Origin of the sequence: Streptomyces griseorubiginosus (assembly GCF_036345115.1) — a bacterium.
Lineage (GTDB): Bacteria > Actinomycetota > Actinomycetes > Streptomycetales > Streptomycetaceae > Streptomyces > Streptomyces griseorubiginosus_C.
This window is the reverse complement of the sequence record NZ_CP107766.1, coordinates 1,729,238-1,754,602: the sequence shown is the minus strand read 5'-3', so window position 1 is coordinate 1,754,602 and position 25,365 is coordinate 1,729,238. Positions and strand designations below refer to the sequence as shown.

The 25,365-nt window shown below is 71.2% G+C and carries 19 protein-coding genes; 9 read left to right on the top strand and 10 right to left on the bottom strand.

What is annotated here, in order from left to right:
* Nucleotides 1–3 precede the first annotated feature (3 nt).
* The 5 genes from OHN19_RS08080 to OHN19_RS08060 form a co-directional block, all read right to left on the bottom strand.
* Nucleotides 4–963, bottom strand: coding sequence for a CoA ester lyase (locus OHN19_RS08080; protein ID WP_330263503.1), 960 nt, complete (start codon nt 961–963; stop codon nt 4–6).
* Nucleotides 960–3,038 (bottom strand): protein meaA, encoded by a 2,079-nt coding sequence (locus OHN19_RS08075; protein ID WP_330263502.1) that lies wholly within the window; start codon nt 3,036–3,038, stop codon nt 960–962. Before OHN19_RS08075 ends, OHN19_RS08080 begins: the two co-directional genes overlap by 4 nt.
* A gap of 17 nt (nt 3,039–3,055) precedes the next feature.
* Nucleotides 3,056–4,393, bottom strand: coding sequence for a crotonyl-CoA carboxylase/reductase (ccrA, locus tag OHN19_RS08070; RefSeq protein ID WP_330269550.1), 1,338 nt, complete (start codon nt 4,391–4,393; stop codon nt 3,056–3,058).
* Nucleotides 4,394–4,810: 417 nt separating this feature from the next.
* Entirely contained in the window at nt 4,811–5,626 is an 816-nt protein-coding gene (locus OHN19_RS08065) for a TetR family transcriptional regulator (RefSeq protein WP_330263501.1), read from the bottom strand.
* A gap of 160 nt (nt 5,627–5,786) precedes the next feature.
* A complete protein-coding gene (locus OHN19_RS08060; protein ID WP_330263500.1) occupies nt 5,787–7,592 on the bottom strand; it encodes a 3-hydroxyacyl-CoA dehydrogenase family protein in 1,806 nt (601 codons plus the stop codon).
* Nucleotides 7,593–8,002: 410 nt separating this feature from the next.
* On the opposite strand from OHN19_RS08060, the gene OHN19_RS08055 reads away from it, so the two are divergent.
* A complete protein-coding gene (locus tag OHN19_RS08055) occupies nt 8,003–8,590 on the top strand; it encodes an adenylosuccinate lyase (RefSeq protein ID WP_330263499.1) in 588 nt (195 codons plus the stop codon).
* 2 nt (nt 8,591–8,592) lie between these two features.
* Here the strand turns inward: OHN19_RS08055 and OHN19_RS08050 are convergent, their stop codons facing one another.
* From OHN19_RS08050 to OHN19_RS08035, 4 genes are all read right to left on the bottom strand, one after another.
* A complete protein-coding gene (locus OHN19_RS08050; RefSeq protein WP_330263498.1) occupies nt 8,593–9,132 on the bottom strand; it encodes a GNAT family N-acetyltransferase in 540 nt (179 codons plus the stop codon).
* 40 nt (nt 9,133–9,172) lie between these two features.
* Nucleotides 9,173–9,571, bottom strand: a complete 399-nt coding sequence (locus OHN19_RS08045; protein ID WP_330263497.1) for a RidA family protein — start codon at nt 9,569–9,571, stop codon at nt 9,173–9,175.
* Between the two features lie 56 nt (nt 9,572–9,627).
* On the bottom strand, nt 9,628–11,214 hold the full coding sequence (locus tag OHN19_RS08040; RefSeq protein WP_330263496.1) for an alpha/beta hydrolase: 1,587 nt from the start codon (nt 11,212–11,214) through the stop codon (nt 9,628–9,630).
* A gap of 135 nt (nt 11,215–11,349) precedes the next feature.
* Complete coding sequence (locus OHN19_RS08035; RefSeq protein WP_330263495.1) at nt 11,350–12,387, bottom strand: Rv2578c family radical SAM protein; 1,038 nt, start codon at nt 12,385–12,387, stop codon at nt 11,350–11,352.
* A 134-nt stretch (nt 12,388–12,521) separates the two neighbouring features.
* On the opposite strand from OHN19_RS08035, the gene OHN19_RS08030 reads away from it, so the two are divergent.
* The 4 genes from OHN19_RS08030 to OHN19_RS08015 all read left to right on the top strand — a co-directional run bounded on the left by OHN19_RS08030 (nt 12,522) and on the right by OHN19_RS08015 (nt 18,932).
* Nucleotides 12,522–12,965 (top strand): SRPBCC family protein, encoded by a 444-nt coding sequence (locus OHN19_RS08030; RefSeq protein WP_330263494.1) that lies wholly within the window; start codon nt 12,522–12,524, stop codon nt 12,963–12,965.
* 148 nt (nt 12,966–13,113) lie between these two features.
* Complete coding sequence (locus OHN19_RS08025) at nt 13,114–15,471, top strand: MFS transporter (protein WP_330263493.1); 2,358 nt, start codon at nt 13,114–13,116, stop codon at nt 15,469–15,471.
* A 131-nt stretch (nt 15,472–15,602) separates the two neighbouring features.
* A complete protein-coding gene (locus OHN19_RS08020) occupies nt 15,603–18,071 on the top strand; it encodes an ATP-binding SpoIIE family protein phosphatase (protein ID WP_330263492.1) in 2,469 nt (822 codons plus the stop codon).
* 135 nt (nt 18,072–18,206) lie between these two features.
* Complete coding sequence (locus OHN19_RS08015) at nt 18,207–18,932, top strand: class I SAM-dependent methyltransferase (protein ID WP_330263491.1); 726 nt, start codon at nt 18,207–18,209, stop codon at nt 18,930–18,932.
* A gap of 70 nt (nt 18,933–19,002) precedes the next feature.
* On the opposite strand, the gene OHN19_RS08010 is transcribed toward OHN19_RS08015, so the two are convergent.
* On the bottom strand, nt 19,003–20,166 hold the full coding sequence (locus OHN19_RS08010; RefSeq protein ID WP_330263490.1) for an acyltransferase family protein: 1,164 nt from the start codon (nt 20,164–20,166) through the stop codon (nt 19,003–19,005).
* Between the two features lie 146 nt (nt 20,167–20,312).
* On the opposite strand from OHN19_RS08010, the gene OHN19_RS08005 reads away from it, so the two are divergent.
* The 4 genes from OHN19_RS08005 to OHN19_RS07990 are packed head-to-tail and all read left to right on the top strand — an operon-like array spanning nt 20,313 to nt 25,329.
* On the top strand, nt 20,313–21,146 hold the full coding sequence (locus OHN19_RS08005) for a M55 family metallopeptidase (protein ID WP_330263489.1): 834 nt from the start codon (nt 20,313–20,315) through the stop codon (nt 21,144–21,146).
* Entirely contained in the window at nt 21,139–22,443 is a 1,305-nt protein-coding gene (locus OHN19_RS08000) for a M20/M25/M40 family metallo-hydrolase (protein ID WP_330263488.1), read from the top strand. Before OHN19_RS08005 ends, OHN19_RS08000 begins: the two co-directional genes overlap by 8 nt.
* A gap of 16 nt (nt 22,444–22,459) precedes the next feature.
* Nucleotides 22,460–24,409, top strand: coding sequence for an LpqB family beta-propeller domain-containing protein (locus tag OHN19_RS07995; RefSeq protein ID WP_330263487.1), 1,950 nt, complete (start codon nt 22,460–22,462; stop codon nt 24,407–24,409).
* Complete coding sequence (locus OHN19_RS07990; protein ID WP_330263486.1) at nt 24,406–25,329, top strand: LD-carboxypeptidase; 924 nt, start codon at nt 24,406–24,408, stop codon at nt 25,327–25,329. Before OHN19_RS07995 ends, OHN19_RS07990 begins: the two co-directional genes overlap by 4 nt.
* The last annotated feature ends 36 nt before the right edge of the window (nt 25,330–25,365 follow it).

The window sequence follows — 25,365 nt, the reverse complement described above, 5'->3', positions numbered from 1 at the left end:
CGCTCAGGCCTCCGGGATCTCGAACTTCGACGTCCGCTGCATGCCGGCGGCCCGCCCCTTGCCGGAGATCACCAGCGCCATCTTGCGGCTGGCCTCGTCGATCATCTCGTCGCCGAGCATCGCCGAGCCCTTCTTGCCGCCCGCCTCGGACGTGTAGTAGTCGTACGCGTCCAGGATCAGCTCGGCGTGGTCGTAGTCCTCCTGGGAGGGCGAGAAGATCTCGTTGGACGCCTCGACCTGGCCCGGGTGCAGCACCCACTTGCCGTCGAAGCCGAGCGCGGCGGCGCGCTGGGCGACCTCGCGGTAGCCGTCGATGTTGCGGATCTGCAGGTAGGGGCCGTCGATCGCCTGGAGGTTGTTGGCGCGGGCGGCCATCAGGATCTTCATCAGGATGTAGTGGTAGGCGTCCGCCGGGTAGCCGGGCGGCTGCTCGCCCACGACCAGCGACTTCATGTTGATCGACGCCATGAAGTCGGCCGGGCCGAAGATGATCGTCTCGACACGTTGACTGGCTTGAGCGATCTCATTGACGTTGTTGAGGCCCTGCGCGTTCTCGATCTGCGCCTCGATGCCGATCTTGCCGAGCTCGAAGCCCATCGTCTTCTCGATCTGCGTCAGCAGGAGATCGAGGGCGACGATCTGCTGGGCGTCCTGCACCTTCGGCAGCATGATGCAGTCGAGGTTCTGGCCGGCCCCCTCTACGACCGTGACGACATCGCGGTACGTCCACTCGGTCGTCCAGTCGTTGACCCGCACGACCCTCGTCTTGCCGGTCCAGTCACCCTCGTTGAGGAACTTGACGATGGTGTGCCGCGCCTCGGGCTTGGCGAGCGGGGCGCACGCGTCCTCCAGGTCGAGGAAGACCTGGTCCGCCGGGAGGCCCTGCGCCTTCTCCAGGAAGCGGGGGTTGCTTCCCGGTACCGCGAGACACGAGCGGCGGGGACGCAGACGGTTGACGGTCATGCGGGGACCTCCAGGGGGTCGAGCTTGTTCGCGTTGCGGATCTCGTCGACGATCCGGCCGATGATTCCGGTGATGTCGAAGTCCTTCGGGGTGAAGACCGCGGCCACGCCGGCTGCCCGCAGCTGCTCGGCATCTCCATTGGGGATGATCCCACCGGCGATGACAGGTATATCTGTGGCACCGGCCACACGGAGCCGTTCGAGGACGTCCGGAACCAGCTGCGCGTGCGACCCGGACAGGATCGACAGGCCGACCGCGTGCACGTCCTCCGCGAGGGCCGCGTCCACGATCTGCTCCGGGGTCAGCCGGATGCCCTGGTAGACCACCTCGAAGCCGGCGTCACGCGCGCGCACCGCGATCTGCTCGGCCCCGTTGGAGTGCCCGTCCAGACCCGGCTTGCCGACCAGGAAGCGCAGCTTGCCGACGCCGAGGTCCTTCGCCGTGAGGTCGACCTTGCGGCGCACCTCGGCCATCGCCGAGCCCTCCTCCGCGGGGACCGCGACCGGGGCCGACGAGACGCCCGTGGGTGCCCGGAACTCCCCGAACACCTCCCGCAGCGCCCCGGCCCACTCACCGGTCGTGGCACCCGCGCGGGCGCACTCCAGTGTGGCCTCCATGAGGTTGCCGGTGCCGCGCGCGGCCTCCTTCAGCTTCTCCAGCGCCTTGCAGGGGCGCGGGTGATTGAAGGGCGGCTGGTAGCGGGTGTCGCGCCAGTTCTGGAGCGACGCGATGACCCGGGCCTCGACAGCTGGATCGACTGTCTGGATCGCTTGATCGAGATCCGCGGTCAAGGGATTCGGCTCGGTCGTGTTGAAGATGTTGACGCCCACGATCTTCTCTTGACCGGACTCAATACGAGCCCGCCGCTCGGCGTGCGACGAGACGAGCTGCGACTTCAGGTAGCCCGACTCGACGGCCGCCATGGCGCCGCCCATCTCCTGGATCCGCTCGATCTCCGCGAGGGACTCCTCGACGAGCTTCGCGACCTTCGCCTCGATGACGTGCGAGCCCTCGAAGATGTCCTCGTACTCCAGCAGGTCGCTCTCGTGGGCGAGGACCTGCTGGATGCGCAGCGACCACTGCTGGTCCCAGGGCCGGGGCAGACCCAGCGCCTCGTTCCAGGCCGGCAGCTGCACGGCACGCGCGCGTGCGTCCTTGGAGAGGGTCACGGCCAGCATCTCGAGGACGATCCGCTGGACGTTGTTCTCCGGCTGCGCCTCGGTCAGCCCGAGGGAGTTGACCTGGACGCCGTACCGGAAGCGGCGGTGCTTGGGGTTCTGGATGCCGTACCGCTCCAGCGTGATCCGGTCCCAGATGCGGCCGAAGGCGCGCATCTTGCACATCTCCTCGATGAAGCGGACGCCCGCGTTCACGAAGAAGGAGATCCGGCCGACGACGTCGCCCATGCGCTCCTGCGGCACCTGGCCGGAGTCCCGGACGGCGTCCAGGACCGCGATCGCCGTGGACATCGCGTACGCGATCTCCTGGACCGGTGTGGCGCCCGCCTCCTGCAGGTGGTAGCTGCAGATGTTGATCGGGTTCCACTTGGGCATGTGGGAGACCGTGTACGCGATCATGTCCGTCGTCAGGCGCAGGCTCGGCCCCGGCGGGAAGACGTGCGTTCCGCGGGACAGGTACTCCTTGACGATGTCGTTCTGGGTCGTGCCCTGGAGCTTGGTGATGTCCGCACCCTGCTCCTCGGCGACGACCTGGTAGAGCGCCAGCAGCCACATGGCGGTGGCGTTGATCGTCATCGAGGTGTTCATCTGCTCCAGGGGGATGTCCTGGAACAGCCGTCGCATGTCACCGAGGTGCGCGATGGGCACGCCGACCCGGCCCACCTCGCCGCGGGCGAGGATGTGGTCGGAGTCGTAGCCGGTCTGGGTCGGCAGGTCGAAGGCGACCGACAGACCCGTCTGGCCCTTGGCGAGGTTGCGCCGGTACAGCTCGTTGGACGCCTCGGCCGTGGAGTGACCGGCGTACGTGCGCATGAGCCACGGCCGGTCCCTTTCCCTTTGCGCCTGCGGCGCAGGCGCGGGCTCCCCAGCCGCTTCGGCGTTCTGACGCTCAGTCATCTATGACCCCGGGTGTCTCAGACGTTGCGGAAGCGGTTGATGGCGTCGATGTGCTGGGCGCGCTTCTCCTCGTCGCGCACGCCGAGGCCCTCCTCGGGGGCGAGGCACAGCACGCCGACCTTGCCCTGGTGGAGGTTGCGGTGCACGTCGTAGGCCGCCTGGCCGGTCTCCTCCAGGGAGTACACCTTGGAGAGGGTCGGGTGGATCTTGCCCTTCGCGATGAGCCGGTTGGCCTCCCAGGCCTCGCGGTAGTTGGCGAAGTGCGAGCCGATGATCCGCTTCAGCGACATCCACAGGTAGCGGTTGTCGTACTCGTGCATGTAGCCCGAGGTCGAGGCGCAGGTGGTGATGGTGCCGCCCTTGCGGGTGACGAAGACGGAGGCACCGAAGGTCTCGCGGCCGGGGTGCTCGAAGACGATGTCGATGTCCTCGCCTCCGGTGAGCTCACGGATGCGCTTGCCGAAGCGCTTCCACTCCTTGGGGTCCTGGGTCCGCTCGTCCTTCCAGAACTTGTAGCCCTCGGCGTTGCGGTCGATGATCGCCTCGGCGCCCATGGAGCGGCAGATGTCCGCCTTCTGGTCGCTGGAGACGACACAGATCGGGTTGGCGCCGCCGGCGAGGGCGAACTGCGTGGCGTACGACCCGAGTCCACCGCTCGCGCCCCAGATCAGGACGTTGTCGCCCTGCTTCATGGCGGCGCCGTTGCGGGAGACGAGCTGCCGGTACGCGGTCGAGTTCACGAGCCCCGGGGCGGCGGCCTCCTCCCAGCTGAGGTGGTCCGGCTTCGGCATCAGCTGGTTGGACTTGACGAGTGCGATCTCTGCCAGGCCGCCGAAGTTGGTCTCGAAGCCCCAGATGCGCTGCTCGGGGTCGAGCATGGTGTCGTTGTGGCCGTCGCTCGACTCCATCTCGACCGACAGGCAGTGCGCGACGACCTCGTCACCGGGCTTCCAGGCGTTGACGCCGGGGCCGGTGCGCAGGACGACGCCCGCGAGGTCGGAGCCGATGATGTGGTACGGCAGGTCGTGGCGCTTGGCCAGGTCGTTGGTACGGCCGTAGCGCTCCAGGAAGCCGAAGGTCGACAGCGGCTCGAAGATCGAGGTCCACACCGAGTTGTAGTTGACACTCGATGCCATCACGGCGACCAGGGCCTCGCCCGGGCCGAGTTCGGGCACGGGCACGTCGTCGAGGTGGATCGACTTGCGCGGGTCCTTGTCGCGGGTCTCCAGGCCCGCGAACATCTCCGTCTCGTCCTTGTGCACGGTGATCGCGCGGTACGACTCGGGGAGCGGCAGTGCGGCGAAGTCGGCCGGAGTCGAGTCCGGCGACTGGATCGCGTCCAGGATGTCCTTCACGGTCACGGTGTTGCCTCCGGCGAATGGCGTCTTGAGGGGAGACGCTGAGGGTTACGTCGGTGCCGTCGGTTCGGCGGTGGTGCTGTTCGGCAGCGCTTTGTGGCGCGGGAGGTTGCCTGTGACGCAGGCGTCCGGGCGGGCAAATCGATGACTTGCTGGGACAGCCGACGTACGAAAGGTCTCTGCACGCCGGCCGCCCGGACACCCTCAACGTAAGACACCGCGTGCCACCGCGCAAGGCACTGAGTGCCATGGATTGCTCTCAGATGAAATCTTTACGTAACAAATGAGCGATGATCGATCGAACGGGGCTCGGAAGCTGCCTGAAATGGGCCCCTGACATGCCAAAACGGCCACCCCGAAGGGTGGCCGTCATCACAGCCGTCACCGGCCGTCCACGTAGCGACGAGGAGCCGCTCAGCGCTCCTTGAGCGCCTGCTCGATGGCCCGCATCACCTCGTCGAGCGGCGCGTCGGTGCGAGCCACGGTCACCAGCACCTCGCCCGTGGACGTCACCGCGGCGGGAGCCGGCCGCGGTGCGGTGCCGGTGTCCCGCCCCGCTCCGATGCCCGTCCCGAAGGTCTTCTGCACGATCGCGAAGGCGTGGTCCAGCTGCGCCTCCACGTCCCCCTGGCCACCGGCCCGCAGCCACCGCCGCAGGACGTGGTTGTGGGCCGTGACCACGGCGGACGCTGCGACCTCCGCGAGCAGCGGGTCGTCGTTGGCGTCGTCGTCGTGGGCGTGCTCGTCGAAGTGCCCGAGCAGGTACCGCGTGAACAGCCGCTCGTACCGGGCCACCGACGCGATCTCCGCCTCCCGCAGCGTCGGCACCTCGCGCGTCAGCTTGTAGCGGGCGACCGAGATCTCCGGCCGGGCCGCGTACATCTTCATGACTTCCTTGATGCCACGGCACACCGTGTCGAGCGGATGCTCGTGCGCCGGGGCCGCGTTGAGCACCGCCTCGGCCCTGATCAGCGTGTCGTCGTGGTCGGGGAAGATCGCCTCTTCCTTGGAGCGGAAGTGGCGGAAGAAGGTGCGGCGGGCGACCCCGGCCGCGGCCGCGATCTCGTCGACGGTGGTCGCCTCGTACCCCTTGGTGGCGAACAGCTCCATCGCGGCGGCCGCCAGTTCGCGGCGCATCTTGAGCCGCTGGGCGGCCGCGCGGCTGCCGGCGGCACTCTCCGGCGCGTCGGGCGTGGCTGGTGTACGGGACGACTTGGCGGGCTGGGGCATGACCCGAACGTACTGCATGTGCGCAGGTTGGCGCGCGTGTCCCGGGTTTGTCCCGCCGGGCACCGGCGGGGCGCCGCCGGGTGCCGTCGGCGGGGGAGGGCTGCCCGGACCGAGCAGTCCACCCCAGTCCTCGCCGCCGCTGAACCAGTCGCCGACGTGCTCAGCGGCGGGCATATTCGCGGAAGCCACGGCCGGTCTTGCGGCCGAGGCAGCCCGCGGCCACCAGGTGCTCCAGGAGCGGGGCCGGAGCCAGACCCGGGTCGCGGAACTCGCGGTGCAGGACCTTCTCGATCGCGAGCGAGACGTCGAGCCCGACGACGTCCAGGAGCTCGAAGGGACCCATCGGGTAGCCGCCGCCCAGCTTCATCGCCGCGTCGATGTCGTCAAGGGACGCGTAGTGTTCCTGCACCATCTTGATCGCGTTGTTGAGGTACGGGAAAAGCAAGGCGTTCACGATGAAGCCCGCACGGTCGCCGCAGTCGACCGCGTGCTTCTTGATCCGTGCACACACCTCGTGGACCGTCGAGTGGACGTCCTCGGCCGTCAGCACCGTACGGACGACCTCGACGAGCTTCATCGCGGGCGCCGGGTTGAAGAAGTGCATGCCGATCACGTCCTGCGGGCGCGAGGTGGCGCGGGCGCAGGCGACGACGGGCAGCGAGGAGGTCGTGGTGGCCAGGACCGCGCCCGGCTTGCAGACCTTGTCCAGGGTGGCGAACAGCTGCTGCTTGATCTCCAGGTCCTCGGCGACCGCCTCGACGGCCAGGTCGACGTCCGCGAAGGACTCGTACGAGCCCGCCGCGGTGATCCGGTCCAGGGTCTGCGCGGCCGCCTCCGCGGTCATCCGGCCCTTGTCGACGGAACGCGAAAGCGACTTGCCGATACGGGCCTTCGCGGTCTGCGCCTTCTCCTCGCTGCGGGCCGCGAGGACGACCTCGTAGCCGGCCTTGGCGAAGACCTCGGCGATCCCGGACGCCATGGTCCCGGAGCCGGCGACACCGACCGAGCGGATCTCGCGGCCCTGGGCCCGCGAGGAGCTCTCCAGGGGCGTCAGCGCGTCCCGCACGACCGCGGCACTGCCCGGGGCCTCGTACGTGTAGAAGCCGCGTCCCGACTTACGGCCCGTCAGACCCGCCTCGCTGAGCTGCTTGAGGATCGGCGCGGGGGCGTGCAGCCGGTCGTGGGACTCGGCGTACATGGCCTCCAGGACCGTACGCGCGGTGTCGATGCCGATCAGGTCCAGCAGGGCCAGGGGCCCCATCGGCAGACCGCAGCCGAGCCGCATCGCCGCGTCGATGTCCTCGCGGGAGGCGTACTTGGCCTCGTACATCGCGGCGGCCTGGTTGAGGTAGCCGAACAGCAGCCCGTCCGCCACGAATCCGGGCCGGTCGCCGACCGCGACCGGCTCCTTGCCGAGGTCCAGGGCGAGGTTGGTGACCGCGGTGACCGCGGCCGGCGCGGTGAGCACCGAGGAGACGACCTCGACCAGCTTCATCGCGGGCGCCGGGTTGAAGAAGTGCAGGCCCAGCACCCGCTCCGGGCGGGCCGAGTCGGCGGCCAGCCGGGTCACCGACAGGGCGTTGGTCCCGGTCGCGAGGATCGTCTCCGGACGCACGATCCCGTCCAGCTCGCGGAAGATCTGGTGCTTGATCTCGTACGACTCCGGAGCCACCTCGATGACGAGGTCGGCGTCGGCCGCCGCACGCAGGTCGGTGGAGGTGCGGACGCGGGCGAGGACGTCCGCGCGCTCCTGCTCGGTGAGCCGGCCGCGCTCCACGGCACGGGCGGTCGCGGCCTCCAGGACGGTGACCGCCTTGGCGGCCTGCGCCTCGCTGATGTCGATGCCGACGACCTCGCGGCCGGCCTTGGCGAGGACCTCGGCGATGCCGGTGCCCATGGTGCCGAGACCGACGACGGCGATCGTCCGGAGCGGGGACAGGGAAGGGTCGGACAGGGGAGTGGCCATCGCGGAACTCCAGGAATGAGGGTGACGACTGGGAGCGCGACCCGGTACGCCGAAGGGCGCACCGGGTGCGTTGAGGAACTGCGGAATGCGGGTGTTGCCGGGCTGCTGGCGCACACGCCCGGGCCGTCGTCACGGGCCTTGCACAGGCCCGGAGAACGGGGGATGCCGACCGGCCCTGTCCCAGGCCGGGTCGTACTGGTGGTACCCGAGGTACCGAACCGACTGCTCCCCCACTGCCTTAAGGGCGTGGGAGGTGCCCCCAACGGCGGCTGCGTCACCAGGCCACCGCAAGGAGTTCCGCGAGTGGGTAACTCGCTCGTCTGAGCTTAACCGGTGGGTAACGAGCGCGCCAGCCCTCGGATTTGTGATGTACGTCCCGCGCGCCGGGCGGGCCCCCTAACCTCGGGTTCATGGACGAAGAGTTGCGATCGCTCACGGAGCGCTTACGGCAGGAGGCGGGGGCGTCGGCCGCCCTGGACCGGCTGGTGGCGACCGAGGACCTCGACGAGCTGGCCGGAGTGCTCACCGCGCCCGGACAGCCGCTGTGGGCCCGGGAACTGGCCGCGTTCCGGCTCGGTCTCGCCGGGGACCGCCGGGCCTTCGAGTCGCTCGTCCTGCTGCTCAACCACCGCGATCCACCGCGCTGTGCCACCGCCGCGTACGCACTCGCCCGCCTCGGAGACCCACGTACGGCCCGCGCGGCCGCCGCTCTCGCCACCAATGAACTCCGGGTCGCCTACGCCCTGCACCCGGTCCGGCTGCTCGCGCAGCTGCGCGCCCCCGAGTCGGTGCCCGCGCTGATCACCACGCTGGAACGCCGACTGCGCCCGCACGACCCGTACCGACGGGTGGCGCTCGCCTGTGTGGAGGGCCTCGGCACCCTGGCCGACACCCGGGCCAGACCCGTGCTGAACGAGGCCCTGGCGCATCCGGCGCTCGCGGAGGCGGCGGTGCGGGCGCTGGCGCGGATTCCCCGGCAGCGGCCCGAGCCGCGGTGACGTCAGGGGTTGAGCGCTCGCACGTACCGCACCTCCGGGACCTCGACGCCGTCCGCCTCGAAAGGCTCCTCGGTGCCGTCGGCCTCGAAGCCGGCCCGCTCGTAGAAGCGGCGGGCGCCGGTGTTGTCCTTCAGGACCCACAGGTACATGCGGTCGTGCCCGAGAGCCGTGCGGTTCCACAGGGCTTCCAGGAGCAGGGCCTGTCCGATGCCGGTGCCGTACCGCCGCGGGTCCACGTAGACGGCGTACAACTCGGCGTCGGCGGTGCGGACTTCGCCGTCGCGGTACGGACCGTGACAGGCCCAGCCCACGACCTCGCCGTCCCACTCGGCCACGAGGTTCACGATGTCGGCGTCCCCCTGCGCGAAGCGGGCCCGGTGCCGTTCGGCGTCCCGCGCCGGGCTCATCGCGTCGAGGTACGACCGGGGGACCAGGCCGCGGTAGGCGCTCTGCCAGCCGCGGACACGGATCTCGCCCACGCGGTCGCAGTCGGCGAGGGTCATGGGGCGGACGAGGAAGCGCTCGTCATCGTCGTCGATCATGGCGGCACCCTAGGTGCGCCCGACAGTGCGGGCCCCCGAATTAATCGGCGAGCACCGCGAACGCCTCGACCTCCATCAGGAACTCCGGCCGCACCAGCCCCGCCACCTGGACCGCCGAGGCCGCCGGCAGGCGGTCGTCGGGTATGTGCTCGGCGCGGGCCGCGCGGAGGGCCGGCAGGTCGGCCAGGTCCGTGAGGAAGCAGGTGAGCTTGACGACGTCCTCGAAGGTCGCCCCGGCGGCGGCCAGGCAGCGGCGGAGGTTCTCGAAGACCTGGCGGGCCTGGGCCTCGGCGTCTCCCTCGCCGACCAGCCCGCCGTCCTCGTCGAGGGCCACCTGGCCCGAGATCGCGACGAAACGGCCGCGGCCCAGCACCACGTGGGAGTACTGGGCCGCGGGGGCGACCCCGTCGGGGGCGGGAATCCTGGTCAGCTCGCTCATGGGTCCATGGTGGACCACACCACTGACAACGCCGTCCCCGACGGAGCGTCAGGCGCTCAGCCGCGGAAGCCGAGCAGCCCGTGCAGCGCCGCGCCCCGCGAGGACGTCGACGCCGCCTTCGCGGTCAGCGGCTTCGGGTCGGGCAGCGCCTTGCACACCGCGTCGGCCTCACCGTGTCCGCGCGGCACCTTGCCGTCGGTCAGATAAGCGGCCAGGTACTTGTCCAGGCACGCGTTCCCGCTCAGCGTGATGCCGTGGTTCCCGCCGCCCTGCTCGACGACCAGGCTGGAGCCGGCCAGCAGCCGGTGGACCGTCACGCCGCCCTGGTACGGGGTGGCCGCGTCGTTCGTCGCCTGGAAGAGCAGCGCCGGCGGCAGCTTGCCGTTGGCGATGTTCACCGGCCTCAGCGAGCCCGTCGGCCAGAACGCGCACGGCGCGTTGTACCAGGCGTTGCTCCACGCCATGAACGGCGCCTTCTCGTACACCCGCCAGTTGTCCTTCTGCCACTGCCGCCAGTCGCGCGGCCAGGAGGCGTCACGGCACTGCACCGAGGCGTAGACGCTGTAGCCGTTGTCGCCGGCCGCGTCCACGGCGGCGAAGTTCTCGTACGCCTCGACCAGAGGGTCGGCGTTCTTCTTGTTCACGTACGCCGAGAACGCCTCGGCAAGATAGGGCCAGTAGCCGTTGTAGTAGCCGCCCGGGATGAAGGTGTCCTCCAGCTCCGAGGCGCCCACCTTGCCGCCCGCGGGCTTCTTGGCGAGGGCCGCCCGCATGGCGTACCACTTGGCCTCGATCTTCTCCGGGTCGGTGCCGAGCTTGTACGTGGCGTCGTACTTGGCGATCCAGGCCATCAGGGCGCGGTGCCGGTCGTTGAAGGCGTAGTCCTGGCCGAGGTTGTCCTCGTACCAGACGCCGGTCGGGTCCACGATCGAGTCCAGGACCAGGCGGCGGACCTGGTGCGGGAAGAGCTTGGCGTAGACCGCGCCCAGGTAGGTGCCGTACGAGTAGCCGAAGTAGCTGATCCGCTGCGCGCCGAGTGCCCGGCGGATCGAGTCCATGTCCCGCACGGCGCTGACGGTGTCGATGTACGGCAGCACGCTCGCGTACTTGCGGCCGCAGGCGGCGGCGAAGGCCTTGACGCGCTGGAGGTTGGCCCGCTCGATCGCGGGAGTGCCCGGTACGGAGTCCGGGCGCACCGGGTTGGAGTAACCCGGCTTGCAGTCGAGGGCCGGCTTGCTCTTGCCGACGCCTCGCGGATCGAAGCCGATGACGTCGTACTGGGCCGCGACCGCCTTGGGCAGGCCGGAGGCGATGAAGCCGGCGAAGGTCAGACCGCTGCCGCCGGGGCCGCCGGGGTTGACCAGGAGCGGACCCTGGTACTTCTTCGCGGTGTGCGGGACGCGGGACAGTGCGAGGGTGATCTGTCGTCCGCGCGGGTTCGCGTGATCGAGCGGCACCTTCAGGGACGCGCACTGAAGCGTCGGGTGGTCGGCGGTGCCGCACTTCTTCCAGACGAGCTCGGCGGCCCGAGCGGCCTGCGGGGACTGCGGGGGCTGTTGGGCACCGGCCTCGGCGGGGACCGCGGTGAGGGTCCCGGCCACGACGACCGCGGCGCCGCACAGCACGGCTGCGCGTTTTCTCATGAAGTCCTCCCAGGACGGAGGGTTTCGGGCCGCGAGGGTCACGGTCCACGCCGCATCGTCCCGGAAAGTACGCCCGGAAGAACGTGTTCTGACAATACTTGACCCAATTGGGCCGAATGATGCGCTCGAACGCTCTCAGATCAACGTGAGTTGGGTCGGTTCGGACATCGGCTCGACCTCGGGTTCCGGCTCCCGGATCCGCCGCGGCATGCCCGCGCCCGCGGGACCGATGCCGTACTCCTGTGCCAGCTCGTGGACCTGACGGGTGATCCGGCGCTGGTACCACTTCGGGGCGTAGGCGCCGTCCGCGTAGAGCCGCTCATATCGGCGTACCAGATACGGGTGCTCCCGGTTCAGCCAGGCCATGAACCACTCCCGGGCGCCCGGCCGCAGATGCAGCACCAGCGGGGTGACCGAGGTGGCCCCCGCGGCGGCGATCGCGCGCACGGTGGCCCGCAGCTGTGCCGGGTGGTCGCTCAGGAACGGGATCACCGGTGCCATCAGCACCCCGCACCCGATGCCGTGCTCGCCCAGCGTCCGTACGACGTCCAGGCGCCGCTCCGGCGCCGGGGTGCCCGGCTCCACGGTGCGCCACAGCTCGCCGTCGGTGAAGCCCACCGAGACCGAGATACCGACGTCCGTCACCTCGGCCGCCTGCTTCAGCACGTCCAGGTCGCGCAGGATCAGCGTGCCCTTGGTCAGGATCGAGAAGGGGTTCGCCCGGTCGCGCAGGGCGGCGAGGATGCCCGGCATCAGCCGGTAGCGGCCCTCCGCGCGCTGGTAGCAGTCGACATTGGTGCCCATCGCTATGTGGTCGCCGGTCCAGCGGCGCGAGGCCAGCTGGCGGCGCAGCAGATCGGGCGCGTTGACCTTGACCACGATCTGCGAGTCGAAGCCGAGACCGGTGTCCAGGTCCAGGTAGCTGTGGGTCTTGCGGGCGAAGCAGTACACACACGCGTGGGTGCACCCCCGGTAGGGGTTGACCGTCCACTCGAAGGGCATGCGGGAGGCGCCCGGCACCCGGTTGATGATCGAGCGGGCCCGGATCTCGTGGAACGTGATCCCGGCGAACTCGGGCGTGTCGAAAGTACGGCTGACCACCGCGTCGGCGCCGAAGAGGGCGGCGTCGGCCCGTCCGTGTTCCGCGGACTCGGTGAGGTTCTCCCAGCGCATGAGGCCTCCTCGGTAGCACTGCCCTTCGAGTGAAACACTTGTTCGAATTTCTGTGCAACCCCGATTTGGGCGCCCGTGGGCGGGGGTGGTTGGCTTGCTCCAAGCCCGAGAACTTGAAGTCCTGGAGGAAGTCGATGGCGCAGGTCGAGGCCACTACGGAGCGGATCGTCGCGGCGGACGCGGAGAAGGTGTTCGACGCCGTCGCCGACTACAGCGGCACCCGCGGCAAGGTGCTGCCCGAGCAGTTCAGCGAGTACGAGGTCCGTGAGGGCGGCGACGGCGAGGGCACCCTCGTCCACTGGAAGCTCCAGGCCACCAGCAAGCGGATCCGCGACTGCCTCCTGGAGGTCACCGAGCCCACCGACGGCGAGCTCGTCGAGAAGGACCGCAACTCCTCCATGGTCACCGTCTGGCGGGTCACCCCGGCCGGCGAGGGCAAGTCCCGCGTCGTCGTGACCACCACCTGGGACGGGGCCGGCGGCATCGGCGGCTTCTTCGAGAAGACCTTCGCGCCCAAGGGCCTCGGCAGGATCTACGACGCCCTCCTCGACCGGCTCGCTGCCGAGGTCGAGAAGTAAGTCCCCAGCGTCCGGGAGATGTTGATCTCGGTCACCGGATCGAGTGGATCTTAGTCCGGCGCCCTGATCTGCCGTAACTCGTCACGCTTGTTCGTAGTTGTCGCCTAAAGCGGGAATTGCGTGACAGGCGTGACGAGGGGAGCGGCAGGTGGGCGTGACGACTCCGGCGTACGAGGAACGGGTCGAAGCGCCACCGGCCGCTCCCGACCGGCCCGTCGAACTCGGCCCGCGCCGCGTCCGGTTGGTCTTCTTCGCACTGACGCTCGCGCTGCTGCTCGCCGCGCTGGAGCAGATGATCGTCGCCACCGCGCTCCCCGAGATCGTCGGTGAGCTGCACGGCCTCGACCGCATGTCCTGGGCGATCACCGCCTACCTGCTCACCGCCACCGTCGGACTGCCGGTCTACGGCAAGCTCGGCGACCTGCTCGGCCGCAAGGGCGTCTTCCAGTTCGCGATCGTGGTCTTCGTCATCGGCTCGGCGCTCGCCGGACGGGCCGGGACCATGGACCAGTTGATCGCCTTCCGCGCGGTCCAGGGCGTCGGCGCCGGCGGCCTCATGACCGGTGTGCAGGCGATCATCGCCGACATCGTGCCGCCCCGGCGACGCGGCCGCTTCATGGGCCTGATCGGCGCCGCCTTCGGACTCGCCTCCGTCGCCGGCCCGCTGCTCGGCGGCTGGTTCACGGACCACCTCTCCTGGCGCTGGTGCTTCTACGTCAACGTCCCCTTCGGCCTGGTCACCCTCGCCGTCGTGACCGCCGTCCTCAAGCTCCCCAGGCCCACGGCCAAGCCCCGCTTCGACGTCCTCGGCGCGCTCCTGCTCGCCGCCGCCTCCAGCTGCCTGGTGCTGCTGACCAGTTGGGGCGGCACCGAGTACGCCTGGGACTCCCGGGTCGTCCTCGGACTCGGCGCCGGGGCGGCCGCCTCCGCGGCCCTCTTCCTGGTCGCCGAGCACTTCGCCGCCGAACCCCTCATCCCGCTGCGGCTGTTCAGGGACCCCGTCTTCAACGTCACCGGCCTGGTGGGCCTGGTGATCGGCGTCGCGCTCTTCGGCGCGGCCGGCTACCTGCCGACCTTCCTCCAGATGGTCGACGGCGCGGGCGCCACCGAGTCCGGGCTGCTGATGCTGCCCATGATGGCCGGAATCGTCGGCGCCTCCATCGTCTGCGGACAACTCGTCAGCCACACCGGCCGCTACAAGGTCTGGCCCGTCCTCGGCAGCGCCCTCTCCGTCCTCGGCATGTGGCTGCTGTCCCGCCTCGATGCCGACACGCCCCGGCTGCACTACAGCCTCTGGATGGCCGTCCTCGGCGCCGGGATCGGCATGGTGATGCCGGTGCTGGTCCTCGCCGTGCAGAACTCCGTCCGCCCCGCCGACCTCGGCACCGCCACCAGCGCCAACAACTACTTCCGGCAGATCGGCGGCAGCGTCGGAGCGGCGGTCTTCGGCACCCTCCTCACCCACCGGCTCGCCGACGCGCTCACCGGTGAACTGCCCACCGGCACCGGGCTGCCCGACCCCGAGTCCCTCACCCCGCAGCTCGTCCACGCCCTGCCCCCGGCGCTGCGCGACGGCTACGTGAGGGCCTACGCCGACGCCATGCCGAGGATCTTCCTCTACCTGGTTCCGGTCCTCGTCCTCGGCCTGCTCATCGCCTTCTTCCTCAAGGAGAAACCGCTGATGCCGCACCACGCCCCCGAGACGGAGACCCCGCCGGTCCCGCAGGCACGCTCGCCCCGCTCCGCGCGGGTCCCCGTCCACGGCACCGTCCGGCACTCCGACGGGACCGCCGTGCCGAGGGCCGCCCTCACCCTCATCGACATGGCCGGGGTGCAGGTCGGGCGGAGCGCCGCCGGCGAGGACGGGCGGTACGGGCTGCCGACGCCCGGACCGGGGTCGTACGTCCTCATCGCCGCCGCGGGCGGCCACCAGCCGCAGGCGGTCTCCGTGACCGTCGGCGAGCGGCCGGTCGACCTCGACATCGTGCTCGGCGGCAGCGCCGGACGGCTGACGGGCCGGGTGCGGACCGCCGACGGCACCCCCGTGCGGGACGCCGCCGTCACCCTCACCGACACGCACGGCGAGGTCGTCGCCACCACCCGCAGCGGACCCGAGGGCACCTACGTCGTCACCGAACTGCCCGCCGGGGAGTACACCCTCGCCGCCGGTGCGTCCGGGTTCCGCCCCGCCGCGCTCCCCGTCACGCTCCGGGCCGCCCGGGAGACCCGCCAGGACGTCGAGCTCACGGGCGGCGCCCTGCTGCGCGGCACCGTGCGGGCGGGCGGGGGACGGCCGGTCGAGGACGCGCGCGTGACGCTTCTCGACACGGCCGGCAACGTCGTGGACACCCTCACCACCGGGCCGGACGGCACCTTCCGCTTCGCCGACCTGGCCTCCGGCGAGTACACCGTGATCGCCGCCGGATACCCGCCGGTCGCCACCGTGCTGCGGACGGCCGGGGGCGGCCACACCGAGCGGGACCTCCACCTGCGGCACGAGGACTGACAGGGCGTCAGCGCCGGGCGCGCGCCGGAGCGGGCGGACCGGACCAATTCCCGCATTGCCGCACACCGTGACCGACCGGCGCCGTACGGTGGAGCAGGCGGCACAGATCTTGCGGAGAGAGGGCCTGGGCCATGGACCGAGGCACCGAGCGGGGCGCACCTCCCAGCCGCGGAGCTGGGCACGGCGCGGCGGACGGCCACGCCTCGGCCGGGCGGGTCCCGCTGGCCGTGGTCGTGGTGGACCGCGTCGGCCTGGTGTCCCACTGGAGCCGGGGCGCGGGGCGGCTGTTCGGCGTGACCAAGGAGCAGGCCATCGGCCGCCCGGCCGCCGATCTGCTGCCCGTCTCCGGAGCGCTCCCCGACGACGGGGACACCCGGCCCTACGGCGTCCACGCGGCCTACGACGGCCTCGGACCCGACCTGGAGTCGTCCCTCGACGGCGGGCTCTCCTACCCGGCCGCGGGCCGCGCCCGCCTCACCCTCCCGGGAGCGGACCGCGCCGACGTCCTGTGGTGGGCCTACCCGCTGGTGGGCCCCGGCCAGGAGCGCCTGCTGGTCCTGGCCGCCGACGCGGACGGACTCCACCGGGACCTCGACCTGGACGAGGGCACCGGGGCCGTCGAGCGGATCGCGCCCGCCTTCGCCCTGCACACCGACTTCCCCGGCGCCGACGAACTCGCCCGCCGGCTCCCCGAGATCCTGCCCAGCATGAGCGTGGGCGAGAGCGCCCGCATCGTCGCGCAGATCCTCGAACTGGGCTATCCGATCCTGGAGTTCAGCCAGAACGACCGGGTGCCCGTCACCCCCGACTGGGGCGTGCCCCGGCGTGCCGAGCGCAAGGCCCGCCGCGAGCGGGCGGCCAGGGCGGCCGCCGAGGGGCTGCCGGTCGCGCAGGCAGACCAGGACGAGGGCGAGGACCTCGAGTACGTCGCCGTACGTGAGCGCCTGGAGTTCCTCAACGAGGTCAGCGGGAAGATCGGCACCTCCCTCGACCTGTCCCGCACCATCGTCGAGGTCAGCAAGGCGGTCGTGCCCCGATTCACCGACGTCGCCGGCACCTATCTGCGCGAACAGGTCGTCGCCGGCGAGGGCTTCCCCGACGGCGTGCCCGACACCACCACCATGTGGCACCGGGTCGCCCTCGAACACACCGACGAACCCGGCCGCTGGGACGACGTGGTGCCGGTCGGCGAGGCCATGCCGTTCCCCGCGCACACCCCGTTCTTCCAGTGCATGACCAGCGGCGAGCCCGTCCTGGTGCCGCGCATCAGCGAGCAGATGGGCCACGCCATCGCCTCGCAGTTCGAGAAGCGGGACATCCGGCCGCTGATCACCGGCCGCTCCATGCTCGTCGTCCCGCTCAAGGCCCGCAATGTGGTCCTCGGGTTCATGATCCTGCTACGGCACCCCGAGCGCGTCGAGTTCAACGACATGGACCGGGTCACCGGTGCCGAACTCGCCGCCCGCGCGGGCCTCGTGCTCGACAACGCGCGCATGTACACCTTCCAGGAGTCGGTCGCCGAGACCCTCCAGGACAGCATGCTGCCGCACATCCCGCCGCGCATGGCGGGCTGCGACATCGCCACCCGCTATCTGCCGGGCACGCTCCTCGGACGCGTCGGCGGCGACTGGTTCGACTCCGTCAAGCTGCCCGGCGCACGCACCGCCCTGGTCGTCGGCGACGTCATGGGACACGGCCTCAACTCGGCCGCCATGATGGGCCAGTTGCGCACGGCCGTACAGACCATGGCCGCGCTCGACCTGCCCCCGGCCCAGCTGCTGCGCAACCTCGACGACCTCGCCCAGCGGCTCGGCGACAGCTACCTCGCGACCTGTCTCTACGCCGTCTACGACCCGATCGCGAGCGAGCTCCGGATCGCCAACGCGGGCCACATCCCGCCGGTGATCGTGCGGGCCTCGGACGGGCGCAGCGAGCTGCTCGAACTGCCCACCGGTGCGCCCATCGGCGTCGGCGGGGTGCCCTTCGAGGCCGTACGCGTGCGCGTGGAGCCCGGTGACCGGCTGCTGATGTGCACCGACGGCCTGGTGGAGGTGCGGGGCGAGGACATCGGTGTGGGGCTCGCGACGCTCACCGAGTCCGCGGCGCACCCGGCCGCCTCCATGGACGACGCCTGCGACGCGATCATCCGTGCGCTGAACACGCGGGGCGGGCGCAAGGACGACGTGGCACTGCTGATGGCCCGCCTCAACGGCATCGCACCGGAGGACGTCGCCGAGTGGCGGATCCGGCTCGATCCCGCCGAGGTGGGGCGCGCCCGGGCCGCGGTGCGCGAGCAGCTCCATGACTGGGGGCTCGCGAAACTGGCCGACGGCGCCGAGCTGATGGTGAGCGAGCTGGTCACCAACGCCGTACGGCATTCTCATCGGCGGCCCGTCGAGCTGCGGTTGGTGCGGGGGGACACGTTGCTGTGCGAGGTCGACGACGATGACCACGACCTGCCCGACCTGCTGAGCGCGGGGCCGGTCGACGAGCAGGGGCGGGGGCTGCGGGTCGTGAGCACCTTGGCGCGGGAGTGGGGTGCGAGCCGTACGAAGGCGGGGAAGACCGTGTGGTTCGAACTGACCCTGCCACGCCGCTGAGTGGTCCAGGGGCGCGCGTTTCTCGAACTCACAGTGAAGGAAAGCGCCATGCGCTTGTTCGCGTGACCCCGGCGCGATACACCGTACTGGCCCGCCAAGTGTGGCGGGTTTGTGTCGCATCCTGGGGAGTTGGGCATGAGCGTGACGGGTCGGTACCGGGAGTCCTGGGAGGGGTTCTGGCGGGAGGCTCCGGGGCGGCAGGGGGCCGTGTTCTGGGACGCGGAGCCGGTGTTGACCTCCGGGGTCCACCTCGCCCACTTCGAGCCGCTGCTGATCGACCCCGGGTTGCCGCTGGTGGACCTGGGCTGTGGGAACGGCACCCAGAGCCGTTTTCTCGCCGCCCACTTCACCCAGGTGATCGGCGTCGACCTGTCCGCCGCCGCTCTCGACCGTGCGCGCGACGCCGACCCCGACGAGCAGGTGACCTACCGGCAGCTGGACGCCTCCGACAAGGCCGAGCCGGAGAGCCTGCACGCCGAACTCGGGGACGCCAACGTGTACATGCGGGGCGTGCTGCACCAGGCCGCCCCCGAGGACCGCCAGCAGATGGTCGACTCGATCGCCACCCTCCTCGGGGAGCGGGGCAGGGCCTTCCTCGTCGAGCTGTCCGAGGCCGCCAAGCCCGTCCTCGTGGGACTCGCGCAGAGCGCCGACGGGCCGCCCGCCAAGCTGGCACCCATTTTCCGCCACGGCATCGCGCCCGGCGAGGTGGCCGACGACGCGGTGCCCGTGTACCTCGGGGCGGCCGGGCTGGCGATCGTGGCGAGCGGAGAACTGCCGCTGATCACCACGGAGTACCGGGCCGACGGCACCCGGATCGAACTGCCCTCGAAGTGGTGGGTGGTGGGGCGCCCCACCTGATGGCCCGGTGCGGGTGGGTGGTGGATGCCGCCCGCCGCCCGCCCGCCGCGTCCGTCACCGCTGCGTGCGCCTACCGTCGCGCCTGAGCGGGCACCCGGCCCGCCTCCGGCTCGGTCTTCCGGAACGCCCACTCCATCCGCGGCTCCATCACACACCGGAACACCCGCCGCACCGGCGCGGTGCACAGGGCGGTCACGACCAACCCGGCGACCAGGGTGACGGCGATCTCGCCGAGCGGGGTGTGCGGCCAGCGGTGGGCCGCCCAGTCGAAGTGGTTGCCGGCCTGGACGACGAAGCCGTGCAGGAGATAGCCGTACAGCGTGCCCGCGCCCAGCGTCGTGAACCACATCCGGCGCCCCGGCACCCAGGACAGGAAGCAGGCGACCAGGATCAGGGAGCAGCCGAAGAGGGCCAGCGTCATGAGCGGGCCGTACCAGGCGGGCACCCCGAAGTGCTCGGCGGCGTCGCGGTGGAAGAGCCACGCGTAGTCCATGCGCGGCACCGCCCAGTACGAGAACACCACCGCGGCCGCGAACACCGGGAGCGCGAGCAGACGTACCCGCCACTGCCGGACCAGCGAGAAGTGCTCGGGCCGCAGGCACAGGCCCAGCACGAAGTACGGCAGGAACTGGAGGGTGCGCTGGAGGTCGAGGTCGTTGCCGATGGACGGGCTGAGGGTGGCGAGCGCGGCGACCGTGAGCGCGATCGGCAGCGGCCACCGCACGCTGCGCCAGATCGGCGTGGTCAGCCGCCAGATGAACAGCGCGGCCAGGAACCACGTCAGGTACAGCGGGTCGAGCAGGCTGACCGGGCGGTCCGGGACACCGTCGGACCAGCGGGTGAAAAGGGTGTACGCCGTCTCGAACACGACATACGGGACGACGACCCCGGTGACCAGGCGCTTGATCTTCGCCGGACTCGCGTCGAAGGTGCGCGAGAAGTAGCCCGAGATGATGATGAACGCCGGCATGTGGAAGGCGTAGACGATCGTGTACAGCGCGGTGACGGCCCGGCTGTCGGAGCGCAGCGGCTCCCAGGCGTGCCCCATCGCGACCAGCACGATCGCCAGGTACTTGGCGTTGTCGAAGAACGCGTCGCGCTGCCTCGGGCGTACGGACGGGTTCCCCGGAGCGGCGGTCGCCTCGGTCGCGGCGGTCGCCTCGGGCGTCTTGGACGCCTTGGGGGCCGCCGCCGTCCGGCGTGCCGGCTGTACGGGCTGTGCGGTGTCGCTCACGCTGCTCCCTGTCCGTCTCCTGTGGAACCCGCGAGGGAGGATACGCGTCTTCCAGGGGTTGCCGGTGCGGCGGGGGTGAGCGGCATTCGGCTCGCCTCACCACCTGCGGGCGACGTAAACCTCTTCGCCGCGTAACGTGGCGCACCATGAAGATCCTGATCAGCGCCGACATGGAGGGCGCCACCGGCGTGACCTGGCCGGCCGACGTGCTGCCGGGGACACCGCAGTGGGAGCGGTGCCGCTCCCTGTTCACCTCGGACGTGAACGCGGCCGTGCTCGGCTTCTTCGACGGGGGCGCCGACGAGGTGGTCGTCAACGAGGCCCACTGGACCATGCGCAACCTGCTCCTGGAGCGGCTCGACGAGCGCACCGAGATGCTCACCGGGCGGCACAAGGACCTCTCCATGGTCGAGGGCGTGCAGCACGGTGACGTCGACGGCATCGCGTTCGTCGGTTACCACGCGGGCGCCGGTCAGGAGGGCGTCCTGGCCCACACCTACCTCGCCAACTCCATCACCGGGGTGTGGCTGAACGACGTCCCCGCCAGCGAGGGCCACCTCAACGCGCACGTGGTCGCGGAGTACGGCGTCCCCGTCGTCCTCGTCACCGGCGACGACGTGGCCTGCGAGGACGCCCTCGGGTACGCGCCCGGGGCGCTGAAGGTCGCCGTCAAGGACCACGTCTCGCGCTACGCCGCCGTGTGCCGGACCCCGGCCCGTACCGCCGCCGACATCCGGGCCGCGGCCAAGGAGGCCGCACAGCTGGCGGTCCGTCAGGAACCCGCGCAGGCAGGACCGTTCACCATCGCCGTCGAGTTCGACGCCGAGCACCTCGCCATGGCCGCCACCGTGGTGCCGGGCGTCGAGCGGATCGGGGCGCGGAAGGTGGCGTACACGAGCGAGACCATGTACGCGGGAATCCGTACCTTCAAGGCGGTCACCACCATCGTCTCGGCCGCCGTGGAGGAGCAGTATGGCTGACCAGCAGGCACTGGACGAGGTCGTCCGGTTCACCTCCGACCTCATCCGCATCGACACCACCAACCGGGGCGGCGGCGACTGCCAGGAGCGGCCCGCCGCCGAGTACGCGGCCGAGCAGCTGGCCGGGGCGGGTCTGGAGCCCCTGATGCTGGAGCGCACCAAGGGCCGTACGAACGTCGTAGCCCGGATCGAGGGCAGCGACCCGTCGGCGGACGCGCTGCTCGTCCACGGTCACCTGGACGTGGTGCCCGCCGAGGCCGCCGACTGGAGCGTGCACCCCTTCTCCGGGGAGATCCGCGACGGGGTCGTGTGGGGGCGCGGCGCGGTCGACATGAAGAACATGGACGCGATGATCCTGGCCGTCGTGCGGAACTGGGCCCGGCAGGGCGTACGGCCCCGGCGTGACCTCGTGATCGCGTTCACCGCCGACGAGGAGGCCAGCGCCGAGGACGGTTCCGGGTTCCTCGCCGACGAGCACCCGGAGCTCTTCGAGGGCTGCACGGAGGGGATCAGCGAGTCCGGGGCGTTCACCTTCCACGACGGCGCCGGGCGACAGATCTACCCGGTGGCGGCGGGTGAACGCGGCACGGGCTGGCTGAAGTTGACCGCGCGCGGCCGGGCCGGACACGGCTCCAAGGTCAACAAGGAGAACGCCGTCACCCGGCTCGCCGCCGCCGTGACCCGCATCGGCGAGCACGAATGGCCGCTCCGGCTCACCCCGACCGTCCGCGCCGCCCTCACCGAACTCGCCGCGCTCTACGGCATCGAGACCGACCTCACCGACGTGGACGCGCTGCTGGAGAAGCTGGGCCCGGCGGCCAAGCTGGTCGAGGCGACCGTGCGCAACAGCGCCAACCCGACCATGCTGGAAGCCGGTTACAAGCTCAACGTGATCCCGGGGGAGGCCGTGGCCTACGTCGACGGCCGCTACCTTCCCGGCGGCGAGGACGAGTTCCGCACGACCCTCGACCTGCTCACCGGACCCGACGTGGACTGGGAGTACAGCCATCGCGAGGTCGCGCTCCAGGCGCCGGTCGACTCGCCGACGTACGCCCGGATGCGGGCCGCCGTCGAGGAGTTCGCGCCCGAGGGGCACGTGGTGCCGTACTGCATGTCCGGCGGCACGGACGCCAAGCAGTTCTCCCGACTCGGCATCACCGGCTACGGCTTCGCGCCGCTGAAGCTGCCGGAGGGCTTCGACTACCAGGCCCTCTTCCACGGCGTCGACGAACGCGTCCCCGTGGAGGCACTGCACTTCGGGGTGCGGGTACTCGACCGCTTCCTGCGGACGGCCTGAGCGAGTGGGGGAGAACGTGCAGACGTCGCCATACGGTTCCTGGCCCTCGCCCATCGACGCGGCCCTCGCCGCCGCGCACGACGGACACCCCGAATGGCTCGGCTTCGTCGGGGACGAGGTCTGGTGGACCGAACCCCGGCCCACCGAGGGGGGCCGCCGCACCCTGGTGCGCAGACGTGCCGACGGCAGCGAGGAGTCGGTGCTGCCCGCGCCGTGGAACGTGCGCAGCCGGGTCATCGAGTACGGCGGCCACCCCTGGGCCGGCGCGGTCGTGGCGGGTGAACCGCTCGTCGTGTTCGTGCACTTCGCCGACCAGCGGTTGTACCGGTACGAGCCCGGCGGCGAGCCGGTGCCCCTCACGCCCGTCTCCCCGGTGGGCGGCGGACTGCGCTGGGCGGAACCGCAGGTGCGGCTCGACCTCGGGGAAGTGTGGTGCGTCCTCGAGGAGTTCACCGGCGACGGACCAACGGACCTGCGCCGGGTCCTCGCCGCCGTGCCGCTGGACGGCTCGGCCGCGCAGGACCGGGACGCGGTGCGTGAACTCACCGACGACCGGCACCGGTTCGTCACCGGAGCCCGGATCTCGCCCGACGGCTCGCGCGCGGCCTGGCTCGCCTGGGACCATCCGCGGATGCCCTGGGACGGCACGGAGCTGATCGTCGCCGAGGTCCACGAGGGCACGTTCCGGGAGCCGCGCACGGTGGCCGGAGGCCCGGAGGAGTCCGTCGCGCAGGCCGACTGGTCGCCCGACGGCCGTCTGCTGTACGCGAGCGACCGCACCGGCTGGTGGAACCTCTACCGCGACGGCGAGCAACTCTGCCCGCGCGAGGAGGAGTTCGGCGGCGCCCTGTGGAAGCTCGGGCACCGCTGGTTCGCCCCGCTCGACAGCGGCCTGATCGCTGTCGTGCACGGCACCGGCTCGACGGCCCTCGGGATCCTGGACCCGGAGACCGGCGAACTCGTCGACGCGGCCGGCCCCTGGACCGAGTTCGCCCCCACCCTCGCGGTGCACGGCGAGCGGGTCGTCGCCGTCGGCGCCAGTCCCCGCACCGCCTACGAGGTCGTCGAACTGGACGCCCGTACGGGACGGGCCCGGGTGATCGGCGCCGAGCACGACGACCCCGTCGAGCCCGCGTACTACCCCGAGCCCCTGATCCGCACCTTCACCGGACCGGACGGCCGGGACATCCACGCCCACGTCTACCCGCCGCACCGGCCCGGGTACCTGGCGCCCGGCGACGAGCTGCCGCCCTACGTCGTCTGGGCGCACGGCGGACCGACCGGGCACGCGCCCCTCGTCCTCGACCTCTCCATCGCCTACTTCACCTCGCGCGGCATCGGTGTCGCCGAGGTCAACTACGGCGGCTCCACCGGCTACGGGCGCGAGTACCGCAACCGGCTGCGCGAGCAGTGGGGCGTGGTCGACGTCGAGGACTGCGCGGCCGTCGCGCTCGCCCTCGCCGACGAGGGCACCGCCGACCGCGACCGGCTCGCCATCCGCGGCGGCAGCGCGGGCGGCTGGACCGCGGCCGCCTCGCTCACCACGACCGACGTGTACGCCTGCGGCACGATCGTGTACCCGATCCTCGACCTGACCGGCTGGGGCACCGGGGAGACCCACGACTTCGAGTCGCAGTACCTGGAGAGCCTGGTCGGACCGCTCGCCGAGGTCCCCGGACGGTACGCGGAACGCTCGCCCGTCGAGCACGCGGACCGGGTCACCGCGCCCTTCCTGCTGCTCCAGGGCCTGGACGACGTGATCTGCCCGCCCGCGCAGTGCGAGCGGTTCCTGGAACGGATCGCCGGGCGGCGGGTGCCGCACGCCTACCTCGCCTTCGAGGGGGAGGGGCACGGGTTCCGGCGGGCCGACACGATGATCCGGGCGTTGGAATCCGAACTCTCCCTGTACGCCCAGGTGTTCGGGCTCAACCCGCCCGGCGTCCCGACGTTGGAGCTCACCAAGTGACAGAACTCGTACGGCCGTCCAGGCTCGGCCCCGGCGCTCGCGTGGCCGTGGTCGCACCGAGCGGCCCCGTCGCGGAGGACCGGCTCCAGGCCGGACTCGACCTCCTGCGCGGCTGGGACCTCGACCCGGTGGTCGCCCCCCATGTCCTAGACACGCACGGCGAGTTGGGCTACCTCGCCGGATCCGACGCGGACCGCGCCTCCGACCTCCAGCGAGCCTGGTGTGACTTCTCCGTGGACGCGGTGCTGTGCGCCCGGGGCGGCTACGGCGCGCAGCGCATGGTCGACCTTCTCGACTGGGAGGCGATGCGGGCGGCCGGACCGAAGGTGTTCGTGGGCTTCAGCGACGTCACCACCCTCCACCAGGCCTTCGCCACCCGCCTCGGCCTGGTCACGCTGTACGGGCCGGCCGCGGCCGGTGCCGACTTCGTCAAGAACACCGTCGCCCAGGAACACCTGAGGGCCACCCTCTTCAGCCCGGAGACGGTCCGCACCCTGACCTCCCGCGGCCCCGCCCTGGTCCCCGGACGGGCCCGCGGAGTGACCCTCGGCGGCTGCCTCAGCCTCCTCGCCACCGACCTCGGCACCCGGCACGCCCGCACCGGCGCCCGGGACGGACTGCTGCTGATCGAGGACGTGGGGGAGCAGCCGTACCGTGTCGACCGCATGCTGACCCAGCTCCTGCGCACCGGCTGGCTGGACGGCGTGCGGGGCATCGCCCTCGGTTCCTGGGCGGGCTGCGGCCCGTACGACGTCCTGCGCACGGTCCTCGCCGACCGGCTCGGCGGGCTCGGTGTGCCGGTCGTCGAGGAGTTCGGGTTCGGGCACTGCGAGGGGGCGTGGACCATGCCCTTCGGGGTCCGGGCCGAGCTCGACGCCGACGCGGGAACGCTGACGCTCGACGAACCCGCCCTGCGCTGAATCCCCGGGCGCTCGACGAACCCGCCCTGCGCTGAA